The sequence below is a fragment of the Vibrio eleionomae genome (genome assembly GCF_009874545.1).
Lineage (GTDB): Bacteria > Pseudomonadota > Gammaproteobacteria > Enterobacterales > Vibrionaceae > Vibrio > Vibrio nitrifigilis.
Genome location: NZ_WEKT01000011.1, coordinates 64,075 through 86,479 on the forward strand (window position 1 = coordinate 64,075; position 22,405 = coordinate 86,479).

The following is a 22,405-nucleotide window of genomic DNA, read 5'->3' on the forward strand; positions in this document are numbered from 1 at the left end:
TTGAGCGATTAAGCACTCTTTTGTTATGTAATCACTCACAGAGCATGACTTCGATTGGTATCAGATCTATTTTTCTATATAATTTAGCTCCTTTTCATCAGTAATACATTTCAATGACAAAAGAAATTTGGCGTTCAGTGACGCCTCAATATGATGCGTACAACAGCCAGATAGAGCAATATGCATCTTTGGAAGAAAATAACTTACTCGACGTGCAACCTCGCCTGTCTGTAACCCTTTCTCAGTTTATCGAAATGGATGGCTTTACTCGCCTACTGTTGATTAACGCTCCCGATAACTCAATCTATCGCCATCTCATTCAAGACACCATACAACAACGTGTGAATGAAGACACACCGGTTATCATTTCTGAATCTCTGAATATTGATACTCTATTTGGCCAAGTAAAAGCAGAGAACGGCCATGTGATTCATGAAGTATCAGGATTGCTAGATAAAGCCGATGGCGGTTATTTAATTGTTTCAGCAAATTTACTCATTGCTAACCCCGTGAGTTGGCCACTGCTTAAGGCGGCACTGTTAGGTGAAGAAACCTACCCGTTAAATTGCGACCCTAAATCCCCCATCCAGTCTTCCACGGCCAAACGTTATAACGTTAAATTAGTAGTTGTGGGAGACCGTAATCAACTTGGTGATGTGGATTATTTAGACCCAGATATTCACTCCGGTTTATGTCTATTTAGTGAAATCGAACTTGATCTAAAAATCAATGAACAGTCGATAGTTCAGTATTTAGGTTACCTTAAGTGGCTTTGCCAGCAATATGACATTCCACATTTTACCGCTGATGGCATTAAAGCGTTACTGACAGCCGGTGCTCGTTATACTGAAGACCAACATTATGCCCCGCTGTGTTTATTGTGGCATCGCTCGATATTGAGTGAATGCAAGCGTAAATCACATGGTCAAACCATTACTGCAGTCCATGTTGAAGACGTCATTAAAGATCGCTATTACCGAGCTTCTTATTTACCAGAACGAGCAATGGATGACATTCTTGACGGGCAAGTCATCATTGAGACGCAAGGTGAACAAATCGGCCAGGTGAATGGGTTAACCGTGGTTGATGTGGCTGGGCATCCGCTATCTTATGGTGAACCGGCACGTATTTCCTGCGTTATTCACTTTGGTGATGGTGACATTGCTGATGTTGAACGTAAAGTCGATCTAGGTGGTAATCTACATGCTAAAGGCATGATGATAATGCAAGCATTCGTCAGTAGTGCCCTAAACTTAGATATGCCGCTGCCATTTTCAGCATCGGTGGTATTTGAACAGTCTTACAGTGAAGTCGACGGCGATAGTGCATCATTAGCAGAGTTATGCTCTTTAGTCAGTGCCCTATCAGAGACCCCTATCGATCAGCAAAAAGCAGTCACTGGTGCGGTCGACCAATTTGGGCGTGTACAAGCCGTAGGTGGACTGAATGAAAAAATCGAAGGGTTTTATCGAGTTTGCGAACACCAAGGATTTACTGGTCAACAAGGCGTTATTTTGCCAGCGAGCAACTTAAAGCATTTGGCATTGCACCCTACTGTGGTCGACAGTATTCGTTCTGGTCAATTTAATATTTGGCCGGTATCAACTGTTGATGATGTCATCCCACTTCTTTTAGGTGAACCATTTAGAAGTGATGAAAACTCGAGCATCTTAAATAAGATTGCCGAACGTATTGATAATTTTGAAAAACATGAACAGCCGAGTTCACTGATCGATCGCCTGAAAAATTGGCTATTTTCCCACTGATCGGAGTTGTTTGGCGTACAGGTGTTCACTAACATGCACCTATCAAATATTGGAGTAATTGATAATGCAGAATAAACGAGATTCTTACAACCGTGACGACCTACTAGCTTCTAGTCGTGGTGAACTTTTTGGCCCAGGTTACCCTCAATTGCCAGCGCCTAATATGCTGATGATGGACCGTGTGTCAAAAATGTCTGAGACTGAAGGTGAATATGGTAAAGGTCTTATCATTGCTGAACTCGATATCACTCCAGATCTTTGGTTCTTCGATTGCCACTTTCCAGGCGACCCAGTCATGCCGGGCTGTCTTGGTCTAGATGCAATGTGGCAGCTAGTTGGCTTTTTCCTTGGTTGGGTTGGCGGCAAAGGTAAAGGCCGTGCACTAGGTGTTGGTGAAGTAAAATTCACTGGTCAAATCCTACCGACTGCAAAAAAAGTCACTTACGAAATCAACATGAAACGTGTGGTTAACCGTAAACTGGTAATGGGCCTAGCTGATGGTCGCGTTTTAGTTGACGGTAAAGAAATTTACGTAGCAAAAGATCTGAAAGTGGGCTTGTTCCAAGACACTTCTGCATTTTAATCGCAGACAGAATAGAAAAAACGACCCGAGGGTCGTTTTTTTGTTCACAATAGCTTTAGTTATAGTGCATTAAAACTCATGCTATAAACGATATAGGTATAAATTTTAGCCATTAAAAAGCCCCTTGATACGGGGCTTAACGTTCCCAATTAAGGGATAACATAATTGAGCATATTGTGTGGGGAATTTACTTATAGAGACCCATTTGTTTGTCTTCCCTTGCGTCTCGCCAGCCCCCTAACCAATAGGAACGGGCATCAAGTTGTTGTGTATAGGGACATTCTTCTTGCGATCTGCCGTTTAGTCCAGCTTTGTATCCCTGAGATTGAGCTCTTTCCAGGCGATCACGCTTCTGTCTCTTCATATTCAAGTCCTCATACAGTTTAGCTTGTGTTTAAACATGACTAATATGTGGCGTTTTTATTACCACCCTGTAAGAATTGCTTAATTTTTGGACGATGACAAGACTAAAAAAAAGCACAAACCCAAATCTGTGAGTTTGTGCCCTTATTGACAAATTTTTATTTTCTACGACGGAACCCAAGGAATCCTAATAGAATCAAAGCCCCGTATCCAAAGGCACCACCACTACGTGAGGTACTATCGTCTGATTCACCACGTTCAGAGATGTCTGACGATGTTGCACCTGGAATTGGAACAAGCTTCACAGAAACGACACTTTCATCCTGTTTGCCATCACCACAAGTCGCGTCATAATCTGTTGAGTCATACCCACCATCACACTTCAATGCGGTTGCCGAAATAACGCCAGCATCATTGATGTCAGAGGCATCAATAATACGATAAGCATTGTTTGCAGAAGAATACGTACCACCATTAGTCAGGTTGTCTAACCACCATGCTTGATTATTAAAGATGGCGCGACGTGTTGACTCGGTACCAGTGCCGCTATATGGGTATATAAATGCACGTTTACGGCGAACTTTACCATCCTTTTCACGCACGTTTTCAGCATCAACCTGACCAACAATCTCGTTATAATCGTTGATCGCTTCTGCTTTACCACCAGCACCAGTAAAGAATATACCACCAGAGAAATATGTTGCTGATGGACTGGTTACATCAGAAACAACAAACATACGATTATTGGCTGCACCATTTTTCGGGTGGTCACCATCACGTTTTGCTTCACCAATCGCGATAAGGTTTTCGTTAATAGCAGTTAATTTACTGTTACTGTAGATGTAGTCATCACTGTCTTCTGATTCTGCGTTAGACACCACGGTAGTTGTCCAATTGCTTGCCGTTTGCCAGCTTGTATCCGATGAGCCAGTGTAAGAAACCTTGAATACCGCCGCATTCATGTAATGTTCATCATCATCAAAAGTGTTGTAACCTACGCCGTAGATGACATCATTGGTTGTATCGACGTAAAAGTCACGCATGCTGCCTTGTGAAAGGCGATCATCTTCTTCCGGGTCTGTACCACTTGGCCAATTCAATTGAACTGAATCACCAGCAGCGTTCCACAATGCCGCTTTGGTGTAATAGTACTTACCGTTATCAGTAGAATAAGAGGTGCCGATACTGCCAGAGATAAAATCGTTCGTCGCGTCGTATTTCCAAGCACGAACAGCATCACCACTAGGTGCAGTCAGCGATGTTGAGCCTGAATATAACTGAGAGACATCACTCCGAACATAACCACCGTCATCATCCGCATATGTGACTTCGCCAGCGGCTAGTTTGATACCTGTTGCATCACCATTACTGTCCACACTATTGATCACGGTATTATTAGTACCATCAGTGTCAACTAGCGTTGGCGAACCACTCTCTTCAAGGAAAGCAATAGCATTAGGTGTGGTATCACCACTTTTCTCATCATTCCATACGTCCCAGCGAACCTTCGCCCAACTTTCACAAGTAGCGTAAAGTAATTCGCTGTCACAGTAATCCTCAAATGCATCTTGGTCTTGAATGTAGATAAAGGCGTTATCCATTGCCCAAGGCGCTTCTTCTCGATAGCTAATACCATCCACCGCTTGACCAGCATTGATAGCAACAGAGCGAGTTTCACCAGCGAGAGCAAAATCCGATTCACATGTGCCGATCGTTGCTGAATCATCAAAACAGCCAAGTACTGGATCGCCAGAAAGGTTACCTTTTTGAATCGCAACACCAAATGCACTGGCATAACCACTATTAGGAGGCGTCACTTCAACAACTTCGTATAAAGCAGCAGATGCATTCGCTGATGCGAGCAGTACCGCAGCTGACACAACGGTTCTTTTAAATGTCTTTTGTTTCATAACTTCTTAATTAACTGTCCTGTTGCATTGCTTCGAGCTCTTCCCATCGCTCAAAAGCAATCTCAAGCTCCTGCTCTGTTGCAGCCAACTTGTCTAAAATGGGTTGGGTCTCATCGACAGGGCGAGCGAAAAATTCTGGATTATTCACTTGCTCCTGCAAAGAGCCTATTTCATTTTCTAATTGTTCTAATTTCTCTGGTAGAGCTTCCAACTCGCGCAGCAGTTTATAAGACAACTTCTTAGATTTCGGCTTAGATTGGGCATTTTTGGGAGATTCCTCAACCTCTTTTACCTTTTCTTTACGTTCATCACTTTGACGCGCCGCCTTAACCTGTGCACGTTGTTGCTGAGCATCGTGATAACCGCCAACGAATTCTTCAATCTGGCCATCACCTTCAAAGATCCAACTTGTGGTTACGGTATTATCAACAAATTCACGGTCGTGACTGACTAATAATAATGTACCCTGATAATTGGCAAGCAAATCTTCTAAAAGTTCCAATGTTTCGATATCTAAATCGTTAGTGGGTTCATCGAGTACCAATAAGTTGTTTTGTCTGAGGAAAATACGCGCGAGTAACAAACGGTTTTTCTCACCACCAGATAATGCTTTAACAGGTGTACGAGCGCGTTTAGGTGCAAACAAAAAGTCTTGTAAATAACTCAATGCATGGCGCTGACGACCACCAACCATGACTTCTTGCTTACCATCGGCCAAGTTATCAATGACCGATTTTTCAGGATCCAATACCTCACGATATTGATCGAAGTAAGCCACTTCGAGTTTTGTACCGCAATGGAGGCGGCCTGCATCAGGTTCTTTTTCACCGAGCAGCAGCTTCAATAAAGTACTTTTACCACATCCATTTGGACCAATCAGAGCAATTCGATCACCACGCATTACATTGAAAGTGAAATCATTAATGATATTCTTGCCTTCAATCGCATAGTTCAAATGTTCGGCTTCAAACACAATCTTGCCAGAACGGGCTGCATCATCAATTTGTAGATTGACCTTGCCCTGCACTTCACGGAGCTCACTGCGCTCTTCACGCAGTTTTTTAAGAGCTCTTACACGCCCTTCATTACGCGTACGCCGTGCTTTAATGCCTTGACGAATCCAGACTTCTTCTTGCGCAAGCTTTTTATCGAATTCCGCGTTCTGCATATCTTCAACACGCAAAGCTTCTTCTTTGGCAATTAAGTAATTCTCATAATCACCAGGAAATGAGCTTAATTGACCACGATCGAGATCTACAATACGGGTAGCCATCGATTTAATGAATGCACGGTCGTGCGAAATAAAGATAATAGAGCCACGGAAATCTTTTAGAAATCCCTCTAACCACTCGATAGTACTGACATCCAAGTGGTTGGTCGGTTCGTCTAGGAGTAACATGTCTGGATCACACACCAACGCTCGCGCTAATGCCGCCTTACGTTGCCATCCACCTGACAGCTCAGTCAATAAAGTGTGTGCGTCAAGGTTTAAGGCTCCTAACACGTTCTTGATTCTGTCATCAAAACGCCATGCACCAGAATGCTCAAGCTGTTCTTGAACCGTCGCCAGCTTCTTAATATTGGATTCAGAAGGATCTTCAGCCACTCGATCTAATAGATCGTTGTAGATCTTGAGTTGTTTACTGACTTCCGCTTGTCCAGCCGCCACGTAATCATAAACAGTGCCTTGCTCATCCCGAGGCGGATCTTGTTCCAAACGTGAAACCACCACGTCTTGTGTGACTGACATTTTGCCATCATCAAGCAAAATATCCCCAGACAACACTTTCATTAAAGTCGATTTACCCGCGCCATTACGGCCAACGAGACATACACGTTCATTTTCTTGCAGAGCAAAATCTGCGTTATCGAGTAATGGATGATCGCCAAATGCAAGCAGTCCATTATTGATGGTAATCAATGCCATTTCTATCTAACCATTGGATTAATTCGTTGAAATTAAACGGCCAATTCAGTTCATTCTCAGCGTATTGCAACACTGGAATAGTGACACCGTAACGAGCACTCAAATACTCATCGTCGGCAATATCAACTATCTTGACCAAATGGCTTACCCCAGCTTGTTGCAGCTGTTGGTAAGCCATTTCACATAAGTGGCAACCTATTGTGCTGAATAAGGTAATCACGAGTCTTACGCTTTATGTTTTACAATCCAGCAGTTGTGAATCTGTTTGTTACGCCCAAAATCCATCGGTAACGTCTGGCTTGAAATATTCGTAGCTTCAAGGCCAAGTTCAGCCAATCCATCAAGATCCATTTTAAAGTGGCGCTTATTATTTGAGAAAACGATGGTCCCATCAGGACGTAGTAAACGTTTTAGATGAGTGAAAACATTTAAATGATCGCGCTGGACATCAAATGTCTGTTCCATGCGTTTTGAATTAGAGAACGTTGGTGGATCGATAAAGATAAGATCATACTCATCTTTTGATTGCTCTAACCATTGCAGACAATCGGCTTGTTCGTAACGGTGCTGACGACCAACCTGACCATTGAGCTGCATGTTATCTTTTGCCCAATTTAGATAGGTTTTAGACATATCTACCGTCGTCGTTGAACGAGCGCCCCCTACTGCAGCATGTACCGTCGCGGAGCCTGTGTAAGCAAATAAGTTAAGGAAGTCTTTTCCTGATGCCATTTCGCCCAAACGGCGACGCGTTAGCTTATGATCAAGGAAAACACCAGTATCTAAATAATCATAAAGATTAACCAGCAGCTTAACCCCATACTCGTGCATCGTCATCATTTCTGATTGTTGACCAAGCTTTTGATATTGAGACGTCCCTTTTTTCTTCTCACGCACTTTCAACACGACATTGTTAGCATCCATATCCAGTACTTGGATAGCAGCACGAATAATATCGGTTAAACGACGTTTGGCTTTTTCTTCCGGAATATCTTTTGGTGCAGCGTATTCTTGAATCACCAAATGGTCTAAGTAGATATCAATCGCAACGTTATATTCCGGTAAATCGGCGTCATAGATACGATAGCAGTCTAAACCTTCACGCTTAGCCCACTTACCGATTTTGTTAATGTTTTTCTTTAAACGGTTAGCAAAATCTGGTGCGACAAGGCTTGCTTGCGCCGTTGTTGTAACATCACCTGCAGCACGTTGACTGATGGAATAGTTTTTTTGGTGACACGGTAACGCACCATTATTCAATTTGAACTGTTTGTCTGCTCGCATGCGCAAACAACTTAATAATTCGTCATCACTTGAAAATATAGACGCTTGGCAACCACCGAACTCAGATTTAAGCTGTGCGCCAAACGCCGTGTATAAGGCAATTAAGCCTGGATGCGTACCTAAACGTTCACCGTAAGGTGGGTTACAGACAATAACACCATTTTCAAACTCTTGTGGGCGAGTCAGTTTCGCCGCATCGCCTAAGCGAAATTCGATAAGCTCGTCGACACCAGCGCGACGCGCATTCTCTTTCGCCGTTTCAAGGACTCGTGGGTCGTTATCGTAGCCGTAGAACTTAGCGTCAACTTTTTTGACACCTCGTCGAGCTTGAACATTGGCTTCCGATTTAATCTCAGCCCATAACTCGGGTTCGAAGTCTTCAAGTGCTTCAAAACCCCAACTCTGGCGTTTAACGCCCGGCGCCATATTCGCCGCTATCATCGCCGCTTCAATTAAAAGCGTACCAGAACCACACATAGGATCTAATAACGGTTTAGTGGTATCCCAGCCACTACGAGAAACAATCGCAGCCGCTAGTGTTTCACGCAGTGGAGCACGACCCGATTTGGGACGATATCCACGTAAGTGCAGTCCACCGCCAACCATATCTATCCCTAAAATAGCTTTATCACGGTGTAAACGTACGTGAATACGCAGATCAGCATCTTCTTTACTGATCGACGGACGCGGTAGGTTTTTCTTCGTAAAGCAATCAACCACCCCATCTTTTACTTTCATCGCGCCATATTGGCTATTACGAATTTCGCGGTTAGTACCATTGAAATCAACCACGAACTTTTTCGAGCTATGAAAATGATTGACCCAATTAACAGCTGTGGTCGCTAGATACAGATCCATATCATCTTGGCAGGTAAATTCCGACACAATACGCACAAAACGTGAAGCGAGACGACTCCATAAACAGCAACGATAAATCTGTTCATTCGATGCTTTAAATTTTACCCCTGCCTGGACAGGTTTTGCGTTAGAAATTCCTAGCTGGGTTAGTTCATCAACTAATAGGTTCTCAAGTCCGTTTGAGGTTACCGCCAAATACTGATTCATAGTGCTCTTAGACTGCTTAAAATGGTCTGTGATTATAACTGACATTGCGAACCATTCCTAAATGTAACTGGGTGATTTTCAAAAATTCTCACTCAATTGTTCAACACATCGCCAATTCATGTCCGTTTTCTAATGGGCTCATTCTGATTTTTATCATTCACCATTTATAACGGCTTATAGCGATAGTGAGTATTTATTCGCATTAAAATTGGTCTATACCAAGTAACAATATGTGCTGTAATTTAGTTACTTTTTGGCATAAAACAGGAATTTTAAGACATCTATTGACTAAGAAGTGGCGAATAAATTGTCACGTTTGCAGGAAATCCGACGTACGATTTTGCACAATCCTCACACAGATTGCAGAAAAAAGAGACATTTTGCGGAAGGGAAACAACGCAGAAATCAGCTTATGAGGAATAACGGACAAAAAAAATCGGCGTAGCGCCGATTGGAAAATAAAACAAAGGAACGAAATGACTTAAGGAAATTAAAAAGGAAACACGATTGCCCTACTGGATTAACCGACTAGAGCAATGTCATGTGAAATCAATATCTCATTGGCACAGACCATTCTGTCATGCATCACTTTAATCACTTGACCAAAGCTCAATGATTTTGCCCCGTTCAGGCTAAACGCCTCTAAATCGACAACAGCACATAGACTAGCGCTATCACCAACATCGAGAACAATGAAATGTCCCTGGTTGTATTCATTAACCAAGCTCACAATATCCCCCATCTCAGGTTGATACCCTAGGCCTTGGTAATCAAAGAACCAGCTCTTAGGCTGCACAGGCTTATGGAAGCGCTTAGCTGCAACACAATATAAAGCGAGTTCTGCTTTGCGTGGTTCACTCAGTGGTAGATGCGCTATCTGCTCTTTATATGTCTGATAGTCTGATGCATCATCGACAGAGAATGGCTGAGATTCAAACGCACAATCCACTAAAAGTTTGCAGCTTAAATTGGTGCGAAACACCATCTCATCATCTAGGTCGAGCATCAGATAACCATCACTATCTGAGTAGTACCAGCTCCATTTATCACTGGGTTTAAGCATTATGCCCTCTCTCTATTTCCATTATATTTTAGAATTTAGGTAAACGCTTAATTACCTTTGCCAACGAATTGAGGTAATTTTATTAGTGACCAGAGAAAAAAAAAGAGGAAATGAATGTCTCATTTCCTCTGAAAGTCACCTTGTCACTTTTTATTAGTGATAGACAAGTGCTGTTATTATTCAGCTAATCTATAGGTTTTTAACGATGTCTCGTACTAAACCAGGACCTTTGTAAATAAAGCCACTGTATACTTGCACCAGTTTCGCCCCGGCAAGTAGTTTTTCTTTTGCAGAGACATAATCATCGATCCCGCCGACACCAATGATCGGGATCTCATCTCCTAACTCTTTATACAAGCATTTGATCACTTCTGTACTGCGTGCAGTCAATGGACGACCACTTAAACCGCCAGTCTCAGTACCAAATTTCATTCCATCGACCATACTGCGATCTAACGTTGTATTTGTCGCTATCACGCCATCAATGTTATTTTTTAACAAAGACTGGCAAATTTGGGATAATTCTTCATCACTCAAGTCTGGTGCGATCTTCAGTGCCAATGGAACATACTTATCGTATTGCTTCGCCAGTTCGGCTTGTTTTTGCTTTAATGCCGCAAGCAATTCATCTAACGCTTCACCATATTGCAGCGTACGCAGCCCTGGTGTGTTTGGAGAACTAATGTTGACCGCAATATAACCGGCGTGGTCATACACTTTATCCATACAAATTAGGTAGTCATCTACCCCATTTTCGATTGGCGTATCCTTATTTTTACCGATGTTAATACCAATAACACCGTCATATTTCGCCTGCTTCACATTTTCAACGAGCGCATCAACACCATTATTGTTGAATCCCATGCGGTTGATGATCCCTTCCGCCGGTATAATGCGGAATAAACGTGGTTTATCATTACCAGGCTGTGGACGAGGCGTGACTGTGCCAACTTCAACAAAACCGAAGCCCATAGCACCAAATGCTTCAATACATTCGCCATTTTTATCCAATCCAGCAGCAAGACCAACTGGGTTTTTGAACGTCAACCCCATGCACTCTACTGGTCGGTTAGGAAGAGTTTGACGGTAGAAAAGATCGAGAGGAGTACCGTTAAAACGTTTGAAATTCTGAATGGCAAGTTCGTGTGCCTTTTCAGCATCCAATTTGAAAAAGCCAGATCTGGCTAAGCGGTAGAGCATTGTGCCTCCGAAAGAAAAAAGCCCCGAGTAAACGGGGCGTTATTATTGACGTATTTGCAATACAATTCAATTATTATTCGGCAGCTTGACAGTTTAAGTTGAGCAACATCAACTCTCTAAGTGCAACAGAGAACTTAGCAAACTCATGCACAGTACCCACTTTGAACTCATTGAGGATGTTTTCCCAACGTTGCAACGATACCTCATTCGCGGCTATCCACCCATCTAAAGCGGCCATCACATCCAGCTCCTCTGGAGAACATTGGCAAACTAACACTTGAGCAGTTAACTGGCGTTGCTGCCAATCGAGATCTTCTCTAAAAGCAGCTCTAGCAAGTGCCTGCCAGTTATTATCCACCGCTTGACTGTTGATCTGATTTAAGAACCAGTGCAGTGACAGTCTATCGCCCAATGTAAAGTACACATGCGCCGTTTTTTGTACTGTTTGCCCTCTTTCTTTTGCAACACTTGAAATATCCAACGCTGAATACAAGCTCGATAACCGAGCCACATAATTAGCGGTTTCGCTATCAACCCCCTGCTCAACCCAACGCTGTGCCATACGGTTGTGTTCTGCCACTTCTGACTCAACAATAAACTGATCCAGTGAAGAAATGACAATTTGAACATCGCCACGGAAACGATCAATCAATGTTTGTACCGATTGCTTACCCTGACGATTACGCAAAAACCACCGAGTTAAACGGCGTAAAGTTCGGCGCACAACGAAGAACACATCATATTGCGCCTTGGACGTGGCAATATTATCCAACTGACGAATTTTGCTTAACACCGTTGGAAAACTAAAGATATCTCGCGCTGCAGCATAGGCATTCGCAATATCAATCACATTAGAGCCAGTTTCATCCTGAAGACGTGTCACGAAATTACAGCCCATTTCATTCACCATCTGATTGGCTAATGCAGTCGCAATGATTTCCACACGCAATGGATGAGTTGGCATTTGTGATGAATAGTGACGGCGTAACTCCGTTGGGAAGTATTGCACTAACTGCTTGGCATGGTACTCATCGTCGGCAATGCCTTCACAAGCAAGCTGCTCTTTTAACAGCATTTTACTGTATGCAATGAGAACGGAAACTTCAGGTCGAGTTAACCCCTGTCCCTGCTTTTCTCGTTCGAGTAATGTCTCGTCATCGGGAATGTATTCTAGAGCACGATCCAAATAACCGGATTTCTCCATGGTATGAATAAAGCGCATTTGCTCTTTCATTACCGAGACACCCTGATGTTCAGTAATCGAAATAGATTCAGACTGGCAGTATGCGTCTTCGAGCACGATCTCTCCGACTTCTTGCTCCATTTTTTCTAAAGTTTGGTTACGCTGCTTCACCGTGAGATCGCCGTTAGCCACCAGCGAATTCAAGAAGATTTTAATGTTCACTTCATTATCAGAACAATCAACGCCACCCACGTTATCGACAAAGTCCGTGTTAACACGTCCGCCATTCAGCGCATATTCAATACGTCCTTTCTGTGTCATACCTAGGTTACCGCCTTCACCAACCACTTTAGCGCGTAACTCTCGGCCATCGATACGTAACGCATCATTAGCGCGATCACCGACATCAGTATGAGTTTCACTGGAAGACTTCACATAAGTTCCGATCCCACCATTCCACAGTAGATCCACTTCCATGCGTAAAATCGCTTTAATCAGATCGTTTGGCGCTAATGATGCTTTCTTTATCCCTAACATTTTTTGAATTTCTGGAGACAAAGGGATCGATTTTGCTTTGCGCGAGAAGATTCCGCCGCCTTTCGAGATCAAAGACTGATCATAATCTTCCCAGCTGGATCGTGGCAGATTGAATAGACGATCCCGTTCTTGCCAACTCGCTGCAGCATCAGGATTGGGATCAATAAAGATATTGATATGGTTAAACGCTGCTTGCAATTGAGTATGTTTCGAAAGCAACATCCCATTACCAAACACGTCGCCCGCCATATCACCCACACCAATGGCAGTAAAATCTGTCGTTTGACAATCAATCCCCATTTCACGGAAATGCCGTTTTACCGACTCCCATCCCCCTTTTGCGGTAATCCCCATGGCCTTATGGTCATAGCCATTAGAACCACCAGAGGCAAAGGCATCCCCTAGCCAGAAGTTATATTCCTGAGAGACAGAATTGGCCAAATCAGAGAACGTTGCCGTGCCTTTATCAGCAGCTACAACCAAATAAGGATCATCTTCATCATGACGCACCACATTTTTCGGTGGTACGATTTCACCTTCAACAATGTTATCTGACACGTCCAATAAAGCGCGGATAAAACGTTTATAGCAACGTTGCCCTTCAGCAAAGATGTCATCTCGGCTAGTCAGCAATGGTTGCTTCTTACACACAAAGCCGCCTTTCGCACCAACAGGAACAATCACTGTATTTTTAACCTGTTGTGCTTTGACTAGTCCTAGAATTTCAGTGCGGAAATCTTCTTGGCGATCAGACCAACGTAATCCGCCCCGTGCCACTTTACCACCGCGCAGGTGAACTCCTTCCATATCAGGTGCATAGACAAAAATCTCAAAGGCAGGAACCGGTGCTGGTATTTCAGGAATAGCTCTTGGCTCCATTTTCAGGGCAAGCCAAGGTTTAACTGCGCCCAATTCATCAGTTTGGTAATAGTTGGTACGCAATGTGGCTAAAATCATCTCCATATAACGGCGGATGATCCTATCATCATCTAAACTCTCTACGCGTTCGAGCTGATCAGTTATCTGTTTGATCAAATCTTGCTGACCTTTATTTGCTCCTTTGTATTTTGGATCAAAACGGCGCACAAATAACGCCACTAGGGTTTTCGCAAGATCCGGATAATGATTTAGAGTCTCTTCGATATAGTGCTGACTAAACGGAAACCCCACTTGGCGCATATATCGTGCATATGATCGTAAAATAGAAACTTCGCGCCCAGTGAGCGCAGCATCTAACACTAAACGGTTGAAACCATCACTCTCTAATTCCCCAGCCCAAATCTGAGCAAAAGCATGTTGAAAACGATCGCGCGCTTCACGTAAATCAACATCCTTATCGCTTTTATGCAGCATTGAGAAATCGAGAATCCAATACGTTTGGAGATTCGTTTTAACCACTTCATAAGGCGATTCACCGATGACTCGTAGCCCTAAATTTTCCAACATCGGCATGACATCAGATAGATGGATAGGTTCTGCGCGGTGATACAGTTTTAATCGTACCGCTTTAGAGTTGCTGCGCTCTTCTTGAGGTCGGTAAAACAACATCCCCAATTTGTGATTCTCGTTAAGTGCTTCAAGCCGCTCGATGTCAGCAACCGCTGAGCCTGGCATCACGTCTTCTTTATATGACCGTGGGAAAGCCCGCATATATTCTTTTGAGAGTGGCAACCCAGTACTTTCACCAAAATTGGCAATGATAGCTTCAGAGAGACGATCATCCCAAGTGGTCGATGCTTCCATCAAGTTCTGCTCTATTTTATTGATATTCACTTCCATATTATTGTCGTCAACCCTCACAATATAGTGGGTTCTAGCCAGTGGGCTTTCTGAAAAGTAAGTGGTAAATTCCACCTCTTGCTGACAACCAAAATAGCGTTTAAAGATCCGTTGAGTTTGACGTCGAAGTTCGGTGTTATAACGATCTTTTGATACGTAAACCATGCAGCTAAAGAAACGTCCGAAAGGATCACGCCGGACAAACAGGCGTAATAGATCCCGATCTTGCATCTGCACCACGCCCATACCAACTTCCAGTAATTCTTCTTCAGAGGATTGAAGCAGTTCATCGCGTGGATAGTTTTCTAAAATATTATGGAGCGCTTTATGAGCATACGATCCTAAGCGATATCGGCTGGCTTCAATGATCCGCTGCACTTTTTCACAAATTAGAGGAATGCTTTCTACACTTTGATTATAGACAGCAGACGTGTACAAGCCCGTAAACCGATGCTCACCCACGACTTTGCCATTCTTATCAAACTTTTTAATCCCAATGTAATCGGTATAGGCCGGACGATGGATCTTAGACTGCTTATTGCCTTTGGTCACAATCAGTAAATACGGCTTTTGTGCTTCCAAACGGGCAGAATCGGAAAATTCGGTGAGTTTAATACGGCGAGCTTTTTCCGGTTGAGAAAACAATCCTAATCCTTGCTCCTTGGTAGGCACTAGCTCTGTCTCACCATTATTTTCGACCAGATCGAATTCCTTATAGCCCATAAAAGTAAAATTATGATCGCCAAGCCAGCGCAGGAATTCTATTGTTTCGGCTAAACGATCGTCTTCGATCGGAATCTGTTTACGATCCGCTTCTAGTTGATCCACCACCTGAGAGAGCTTGCTCACCATTGGCTGCCAATCATTAACAACAAGTTTGGTATCGCCAAGCATGGAGAGTAATTCGTTTTTTAACTCATCCATTTCTTCTTGGGTATTAAGGCGGTCAACTTCAATATGAAACAGTGAATGCCAATTTCCCTTGCTCTGATTAATGCTGGTTATCGTGCCCCGTTTGTTACGCGCAATTTGCGTTGGTCCATTCAGCATCAAGTGCGAGGTTAAATCTAACCGGCTTAATGCCATTTTTATTGAATCCACTAAAAACGGGCTATCAGGTACCACAATTTCAACAATGGTATGAGTGGATTGCCACCCTTGACGGCTTACTGTTGGATTAAATACCCTAACCGACTGTTCATCTGCGGATTTTTCACTAATATGGTGCCATAAACTCACAATGGCTCCGTAGAGATCTGACTCATTCCGTGAGACTAAATCATCCTGAGAGATGTTACTGAAAAGATGTTGGGCTAGTTGAGTAACTAAAGGCTGCTGAGCAAGTTCTAATCGATCTTGAATCAATTGATAGACTTTTTCGAGTAGAACCGGCATCAAAGTTTCACGAGCGGTCATAGGCAACTCCAAGATTAACATGACATTTCGCTATTAATATGATGTAAGCATAGTGCTTACATTGGATAATGCCTGCTAATTGTAAAGAGATTATTTACCTTTTATTTACTGCACGTTAACACTTTTGAATACGCTAACAGAGGAAATGTTTAAAATTGTGCGTTAGATTGACTTTACACTTATATAATCTGAGGGATTAGTACGGTTAAACAGATAAAACGGTTGTGTCCGGTTTCATCTACCTCTTTATATTGAGATTATAATTTATCTAGTTGTTTGAATTTATTATGACTATCGGTGGTTAAGCGAAACCGACCTCGAATTCCCAGTTGGCTTAAGTGCGGACGAAAACGCGCTGCGGGTAATTGCAGTCGCAGCCCATTATCCGTCACGACCATCACCGTGGCTGCCGCTCCAGAGTAATACTTAAAAAAATGTTGATAAGAGATGTTAAGCGAAAAATAATATTGATTCATAACAATAAAAAAGTGGCACCCTAGGTGCCACTCATTTTACGGATAAAAGGCTTAGCCTTCTAATGCTTTAGTCACTTTTTCATACAAGTCATTCGCTAGGTTGTCTAAACCTTTGAGTGTTTCAAGCTCTTTTTTAATCAATGCTTGACGCTCTTCATCATAACGACGGAATTTAAGTAATGGGTCGATAAGACGTGATGCAACTTGTGGATTACTGCTGTTTAATTCACGAAGAATTTCACCAGCAAAGCGATACCCTTCACCCGATTTCGCATGGAAGTTCACTGCGTTATTGGCAAAGAAACTCCCCACTAAACTGCGTGTACGGTTCGGGTTTTTCAAACTAAACGCTTCATGGTTCATCGTTGCTTTGATATTGGCCAATGCATCCGATGCTGGATTTGTACCCTGCAAAATAAACCACTTATCCATAACTAAGCCATCGTGTTTCCACTTATTGCTGTAGTCTTCCATGATAGAAGCACGGCATGCGAGTTGAGCAGAGTTTGCTGCCGACATCGCTGCCATCGTATCTGTCATGTTATTTGCACTGTCGTATTGCGCTTTCACTAAAGCTTCGCCTTGATCAGTTAACGCTAAGTAACTCAAACATACATTACGTAATGCTCGTTTACCGATCGCAGCGTGCTCGATAGTGTATTCTGTTTGTTTCAACGTATGGTAAGTCGCACCAAATTCATCAGCTAAATTATCAGCCAACTGTTGCTTGATCGCTTTTAGAACAGTCGCAATGGCATCAACATCAACAGTTTTATACCAACCAGACACTTCGTTGTGATTAGGTAGTGATAACATTTCAGCAATAAATGCCGGTTCCAGTTCATCACTGAGTAATACCCCGCGGAATGCATCAATAACGGCTTCCGGTAATTCAACTGCTTTACCGTTTTGTACCTGTTCAACGTTACTGCGGATGTATTTTGCTAATAGCATTTGACCCGCATCCCAACGTGCAAACTCATTTCGAGAATGAACCATTAGGAATGTAAGTTCGTCATCTTGGTAATCGTAAACCAATTTTACCGGTGCTGAAAATTCGCGAAGTAATGACGGAATTGGCTGCTCAGCCACGTTCTCAAACACAAACGTCTGTTTTGCTTCTTTCACATCCAAGACATGATGAACGGGTTTACCGTTACACTGTAACTCAATCACTTTACCATCTTTTTCGTACAATTCTATGTCGAAAGGAATGTGCAGTGGTTGTTTTTCTTTTTGATCTTGGGTTGGTTCGGTTACCTGCTCTACGGTTAACGCATACGTTTTAGCTTGCGCGTCATAGTCACTTGAAACAGTGACGGTTGGCGTACCCGATTGGCTATACCATAGACGGAACTGTTTAAGATCAATGCCGGAAGCGTCTTCCATTGCAGAAACAAAATCTTCGCATGTTGCTGCAGTACCATCATGGCGTTCAAAGTATAACTTCATGCCTTTTTGGAACCCCTCTTCACCCAGAAGAGTGTGCATCATACGAATAACTTCACTACCTTTTTCATACACGGTTACCGTGTAGAAGTTGTTCATCTCAATCACTTGTTCTGGACGAATTGGATGAGACATTGGACTCGCATCTTCAGCAAATTGAGGGCCGCGAATAATACGTACATTATTAATACGGTTGACTGCGCGAGAACCTAAATCTGATGAAAATTCTTGATCACGGAAAACGGTTAAACCTTCTTTCAAACTCAACTGGAACCAATCGCGACAAGTCACGCGGTTACCTGTCCAGTTGTGGAAATATTCATGCCCGATAACAGATTCAATACCTAAGTAATCTGTATCAGTCGCCGTTTGATTGTTAGCAAGCACATATTTAGAGTTAAAGACGTTCAAGCCTTTGTTTTCCATTGCGCCCATGTTAAAGAAATCAACGGCCACAACCATATAAATATCCAGGTCGTACTCTAGATCAAAACGTTCTTCATCCCATTTCATAGCATTAATAAGTGATACCATGGCATGGTTTGCGCGATCTAAGTTACCTTTATCAACAAAGATTTCCAGCGCGACTTTGCGTCCAGATTGAGTTTGATATTCATCACGACGAACATCAAAGTCACCCGCAACTAAAGCGAACAAATACGAGGGTTTTGGATGAGGATCTTGCCATTTCACCCAATGACGACCATTGTCAGTCATCCCTTCTTCAATACGGTTACCATTACTCAATAGGAATGGGTATTGCTGTTTATCCGCAATAACCGTTGTCGTGTATTTGGCTAATACGTCCGGACGATCTAAGTAATAAGTGATACGACGGAACCCTTCCGCTTCACACTGAGTACAGAAAGCGCCACCGGATTTATACAAACCTTCCAGTGCCGTATTCGCTTCCGGATTGATCAAGGTGACAATCGTTAGTTCACATTCCGCAGGTAAGTCACGGATTTCCAATCCTGCATCAAGTTCGGTGTATTCATGCCAATCAGCACCATCAACTTTAACCGCTTCGAGCTTTAACCCTTCACCGTCTAAGTTTAGTGTGGTTTCATTCCCTAACTGTTTAACGTAAGAGACAGCAGTAACTGTTGTCGCTGTATCGTGCAGATCAAAAGTCAGTTCGATATCAGTGATAGTATGGGAAGGCTGTTTATAATCTTTTCTATGTTTGGCTTGTGGAGTTTGAGCCATTGCCGTAATCCTTTTGACGTAATGTATATGTGACTGCAAATACCAAAATTCACGTTGAATAATTTCCGCCGTAATCTTTAGTATCGCCCAGATAACGCCAAGTCGCTGAATTCAAAATTCTCATACCGAGTAGAATTCAAAAATAATAACATCAGGAAAAATAGTCCTTTTGATGTTATCTGGGTCTTATCAGATCTTAGGCTTGTTGGGATGAATAACAACCCCTAGAAATGAAAAAACGAGGCATTTAGAGCAATTACCTCGTGTTAAGTGTTTAAATAATCAGCATTTAAGTGATGGATAATGGATAAAATACGCAACTTACTTTTATGCAACTCAAAATTTCTATTTCACCCTATCCAATACCGCAAGCATCGCACCGTCTTCTACTTTCAAAGTGAGTTTATTATCCTTAAGCGAAAATGTTGTATCATGCTCACCTTTTTCATACATCAAGACCAAATGGTCTTGCTCTGTGTAGTACACACCTTGATGTACTTTCTGTTCACCCTTTGCGTCAGTCGCTCTAAATAGGAACACAAAGTCAGGTTGCAGTAATAAATCAACATGTGTTACAGCGTCACTCATATTATTATCATCACTGCTGACACTCTCACTACTCCACATTCCTGCTAATGCATTAGGTAACCCCTTAGTGAAATATAGCCCATTCATATAGAGCATATTGTGGTTCCCTTTATATTCATAAATATGTGGAGAATCATTACCCAAATCCATGGCTAACGTATGGTCTGTTGCTGAATACAGACCTTCCCAATGGTCAATATCATAATCTTTTTTCTGGATATCGATGGTAAATTGATAGTTGGAATGAAAACTCATTTTAATGGCGAGAAAACCGTCTTGGGACTTTTCTGGTTCTGGATTAACAAAGTACCAATCGCCGAGCAGTAACGGCTGGTCAAACTGAGTCAAATCATGGGATTTGTTATCATGACTTATCGCGTATGGAGCCACCAGCAGAGCAACACTGGCTAATAGTTTACGCATCCACTTCATCATTGTTACTCTCCTATCTCAGCTTATTTATTAAGCGTAGGAAAGAAACAAGCTAGATTGCTCACATGATACCAATCATTAATCGTATTAAGTCACAACCTGTAGTGTAACCCCAATGAAAAAAGCGGGCTTATAGCCCGCTTTATCTTTTTTTTGCTTCGATATTACGATTTGGTATCGTTAACCATATCAACAGTAATATCGACCGCTTCATCTAAGTAAGCATCCGGAGCTTCGTAATCTTTTGGTACATCATCGATTGATTTGTACAAAGGTTTACCAGCAGCTTTACGGCGATCATTAATACGTGTTAAACGCTGTTGATCGGCTTCTTTAGATTCTTGCTTACGTACCTGTTCACTCAAAGATAACGTGTTGTCATCTTTGTCTTTTTTGTACTTAGCAATATCTTGCGCAATAAAACCAAATTCCATATCGTGGGCGATGCGTTGTTTGTGCTGTGCCGTTAATTCTTTAATTAACGCCTTATCATCATGTAACTGGTGATAATCAGCGCGATCAATGCTATCCCATGGTAAGGCGTTATCTTCCACACTTTCACCGGTATCTTTCGGGTCAATCGGTGTCGGGAACGCAATATCTGGTCTTACCCCTTTATTTTGAGTACTACCACCATTAATTCGATAGAACTTCTGAATGGTATATTGCACATAACCTAAAGGTTGATCGAACAAATCATAGATATGGTTGAGTGAGCGATGCTGTTGAACCGTCCCTTTACCATACGAGTTTTCACCCAAAATAACTGCGCGACCATAATCTTGCATTGCTGCGGCAAATATTTCTGACGCCGATGCACTGTATCGGTTAATCAGAACGGTCATAGGTCCGGCATAACTGGTTTTGCCATCGGTATCGCTATTAACGTTAACGCGACCATAACTATCACGAACTTGGACAACAGGACCACTAGAAATAAACAATCCACTTAATGCCGTTGCTTCTGTCAGTGCACCACCACCATTGTTACGTAAATCAACAATGATACCGTCAACATGTTTCTGTTTAAGCTCAGTGATCAACTTATCCGTATCTTTAGAGAGGCCCACATAGAAGCTAGGGACTTCAAGTACACCAATCTTCTTACCGTTTTCATTAAATACTTTTGATTTAACCGCTCGGTCTTCTAGATGAATGGTATCGCGAACAATTGTGACAACGTGACTTTTTGCGTCTTTCCCTTCAGGAAGGATTTGCAGTTGAACTTTTGTCCCTTTCGGACCTTTGATCAAATCAACCACATCATCTAAGCGCCAACCTACGACATCAACAATTTTCTTGCCGTCTTGACCAACGCCAATGATTTTATCACCTTTGGCTAATTGCTTGCTCTTCGACGCAGGACCACCTTTTACGAGCGAACGAATTTCAGTGTAGTCGTCCGTTGCTTGTAACACAGCACCAATACCTTCAAGTTGCAGGCTCATTTCCGTTTGGAACTCTTTTGCACTGCGTGGAGAAAGGTAGCTAGTGTGTGGATCAATAGAACGAGCAAACGCATTCATGTACATCTGGAACACATCTTCGCTGTGAGTCTGTGTTAGACGTTTGATGGCGTTGTTATAACGTTTGGTCAGAGTCTTTTTAATCTCGGGCCATTTTTTACCCGACAATTTTAGGTTTAACGCATCGTATTTAACGCGCTTACGCCATAAATCATCCAACTCAGCCACGTTTTTTGGCCATGCTTCTTTAGAACGATCGAGTTCTATTGACTCTTTTTTGTCAAATTTAATCTCGTGATCAAGCAATGATAAAGCGTATTGGTAACGCTCGTAACGTTTCTTCTCAGATAAATTATACAGCTTGAATGCGATATCATTTTCGCCTGCCTTAAGTTGATCATCGAGTTCGGTAGACCAAGTTTTAAAGGAGTCGATATCTGCTTGAGTAAAAATATTACGGTTGTAATCCAACATTCCCAAATAACGATCAAAGATCTTTTTGGAAAAATTATCATCTAGATTGAAGTGTTTATAGTGAGAACGGGTAAATCGGGAAGTGACTCGTTTGCTAGCGATTTCATGTTGAGCCAAAGGCGCCAGCATGGGTAAGTCTTCTTCATGAATAGTGGCTTCTACAGCCTGAGCTGAAAAGGCTGCTAGCCCAAGGCTAGCAGCAATCAGAGTCAATTTTGAACGGCATTTCATGCGT

Annotated in this window: 14 protein-coding genes; 2 read left to right on the plus strand and 12 right to left on the minus strand. The window is 42.5% G+C overall.

The window, feature by feature from the left end; all coding sequences use genetic code 11:
- The first annotated feature begins 113 nt into the window (after positions 1-113).
- Positions 114-1,766: a S16 family serine protease gene (locus F9817_RS08630; RefSeq protein ID WP_161154557.1), complete on the plus strand. Its 1,653-nt coding sequence runs from the start codon at positions 114-116 to the stop codon at positions 1,764-1,766.
- A gap of 64 nt (positions 1,767-1,830) precedes the next feature.
- Positions 1,831-2,349, plus strand: coding sequence for a bifunctional 3-hydroxydecanoyl-ACP dehydratase/trans-2-decenoyl-ACP isomerase (gene fabA, locus F9817_RS08635; RefSeq protein ID WP_161154558.1), 519 nt, complete (start codon positions 1,831-1,833; stop codon positions 2,347-2,349).
- A 187-nt stretch (positions 2,350-2,536) separates the two neighbouring features.
- Here fabA and rmf read toward each other — a convergent pair whose 3' ends face one another.
- The 12 genes from rmf to prc all read right to left on the minus strand — a co-directional run bounded on the left by rmf (position 2,537) and on the right by prc (position 22,401).
- A complete protein-coding gene (rmf, locus tag F9817_RS08640; RefSeq protein ID WP_161154559.1) occupies positions 2,537-2,713 on the minus strand; it encodes a ribosome modulation factor in 177 nt (58 codons plus the stop codon).
- A 157-nt stretch (positions 2,714-2,870) separates the two neighbouring features.
- Positions 2,871-4,622 carry a DUF3466 family protein gene (locus tag F9817_RS08645; protein ID WP_161154560.1) on the minus strand — a complete coding sequence of 584 codons (1,752 nt, stop codon included), beginning with the start codon at positions 4,620-4,622 and terminating at the stop codon, positions 2,871-2,873.
- Positions 4,623-4,632: 10 nt separating this feature from the next.
- On the minus strand, positions 4,633-6,549 hold the full coding sequence (locus F9817_RS08650) for an ABC transporter ATP-binding protein (RefSeq protein WP_161154561.1): 1,917 nt from the start codon (positions 6,547-6,549) through the stop codon (positions 4,633-4,635).
- Entirely contained in the window at positions 6,527-6,769 is a 243-nt protein-coding gene (locus F9817_RS08655) for a glutaredoxin family protein (protein ID WP_161154562.1), read from the minus strand. Before F9817_RS08655 ends, F9817_RS08650 begins: the two co-directional genes overlap by 23 nt.
- Positions 6,770-6,774: 5 nt before the next feature.
- Positions 6,775-8,898, minus strand: a complete 2,124-nt coding sequence (gene rlmKL, locus F9817_RS08660; protein WP_161154595.1) for a bifunctional 23S rRNA (guanine(2069)-N(7))-methyltransferase RlmK/23S rRNA (guanine(2445)-N(2))-methyltransferase RlmL — start codon at positions 8,896-8,898, stop codon at positions 6,775-6,777.
- Positions 8,899-9,418: 520 nt separating this feature from the next.
- A complete protein-coding gene (locus tag F9817_RS08665; protein ID WP_161154563.1) occupies positions 9,419-9,961 on the minus strand; it encodes a cell division protein ZapC in 543 nt (180 codons plus the stop codon).
- 189 nt (positions 9,962-10,150) lie between these two features.
- Complete coding sequence (gene pyrD, locus F9817_RS08670; protein WP_161154564.1) at positions 10,151-11,161, minus strand: quinone-dependent dihydroorotate dehydrogenase; 1,011 nt, start codon at positions 11,159-11,161, stop codon at positions 10,151-10,153.
- Between the two features lie 73 nt (positions 11,162-11,234).
- Positions 11,235-16,076 carry an NAD-glutamate dehydrogenase gene (locus tag F9817_RS08675; RefSeq protein ID WP_161154565.1) on the minus strand — a complete coding sequence of 1,614 codons (4,842 nt, stop codon included), beginning with the start codon at positions 16,074-16,076 and terminating at the stop codon, positions 11,235-11,237.
- A gap of 257 nt (positions 16,077-16,333) precedes the next feature.
- On the minus strand, positions 16,334-16,552 hold the full coding sequence (locus F9817_RS08680) for a DUF2835 domain-containing protein (RefSeq protein ID WP_161154566.1): 219 nt from the start codon (positions 16,550-16,552) through the stop codon (positions 16,334-16,336).
- Between the two features lie 51 nt (positions 16,553-16,603).
- The gene (gene pepN, locus F9817_RS08685) at positions 16,604-19,210 is read right to left on the minus strand and encodes an aminopeptidase N (protein WP_161154567.1); all 2,607 of its coding nucleotides are present in this window, start codon (positions 19,208-19,210) and stop codon (positions 16,604-16,606) included.
- Between the two features lie 345 nt (positions 19,211-19,555).
- Entirely contained in the window at positions 19,556-20,230 is a 675-nt protein-coding gene (locus F9817_RS08690) for a hypothetical protein (protein ID WP_161154596.1), read from the minus strand.
- A gap of 164 nt (positions 20,231-20,394) precedes the next feature.
- On the minus strand, positions 20,395-22,401 hold the full coding sequence (prc, locus tag F9817_RS08695) for a carboxy terminal-processing peptidase (protein WP_161154568.1): 2,007 nt from the start codon (positions 22,399-22,401) through the stop codon (positions 20,395-20,397).
- Between the last annotated feature and the right edge of the window lie 4 nt (positions 22,402-22,405).

What these genes read in the sequence shown, in the direction of transcription:
- F9817_RS08630 (WP_161154557.1), top strand. Translation starts at nt 114, where the DNA reads ATGACAAAAGAAATTTGGCGTTCAGTGACGCCTCAATATGATGCGTAC.
- pepN (WP_161154567.1), bottom strand. Translation starts at nt 19,210, where the DNA reads ATGGCTCAAACTCCACAAGCCAAACATAGAAAAGATTATAAACAGCCT.
- F9817_RS08690 (WP_161154596.1), bottom strand. Translation starts at nt 20,230, where the DNA reads ATGAAGTGGATGCGTAAACTATTAGCCAGTGTTGCTCTGCTGGTGGCT.
- rmf (WP_161154559.1), bottom strand. Translation starts at nt 2,713, where the DNA reads ATGAAGAGACAGAAGCGTGATCGCCTGGAAAGAGCTCAATCTCAGGGA.
- F9817_RS08665 (WP_161154563.1), bottom strand. Translation starts at nt 9,961, where the DNA reads ATGCTTAAACCCAGTGATAAATGGAGCTGGTACTACTCAGATAGTGAT.
- rlmKL (WP_161154595.1), bottom strand. Translation starts at nt 8,898, where the DNA reads ATGAATCAGTATTTGGCGGTAACCTCAAACGGACTTGAGAACCTATTA.
- F9817_RS08680 (WP_161154566.1), bottom strand. Translation starts at nt 16,552, where the DNA reads ATGAATCAATATTATTTTTCGCTTAACATCTCTTATCAACATTTTTTT.
- F9817_RS08650 (WP_161154561.1), bottom strand. Translation starts at nt 6,549, where the DNA reads ATGGCATTGATTACCATCAATAATGGACTGCTTGCATTTGGCGATCAT.
- prc (WP_161154568.1), bottom strand. Translation starts at nt 22,401, where the DNA reads ATGAAATGCCGTTCAAAATTGACTCTGATTGCTGCTAGCCTTGGGCTA.
- F9817_RS08645 (WP_161154560.1), bottom strand. Translation starts at nt 4,622, where the DNA reads ATGAAACAAAAGACATTTAAAAGAACCGTTGTGTCAGCTGCGGTACTG.
- fabA (WP_161154558.1), top strand. Translation starts at nt 1,831, where the DNA reads ATGCAGAATAAACGAGATTCTTACAACCGTGACGACCTACTAGCTTCT.
- pyrD (WP_161154564.1), bottom strand. Translation starts at nt 11,161, where the DNA reads ATGCTCTACCGCTTAGCCAGATCTGGCTTTTTCAAATTGGATGCTGAA.
- F9817_RS08675 (WP_161154565.1), bottom strand. Translation starts at nt 16,076, where the DNA reads ATGACCGCTCGTGAAACTTTGATGCCGGTTCTACTCGAAAAAGTCTAT.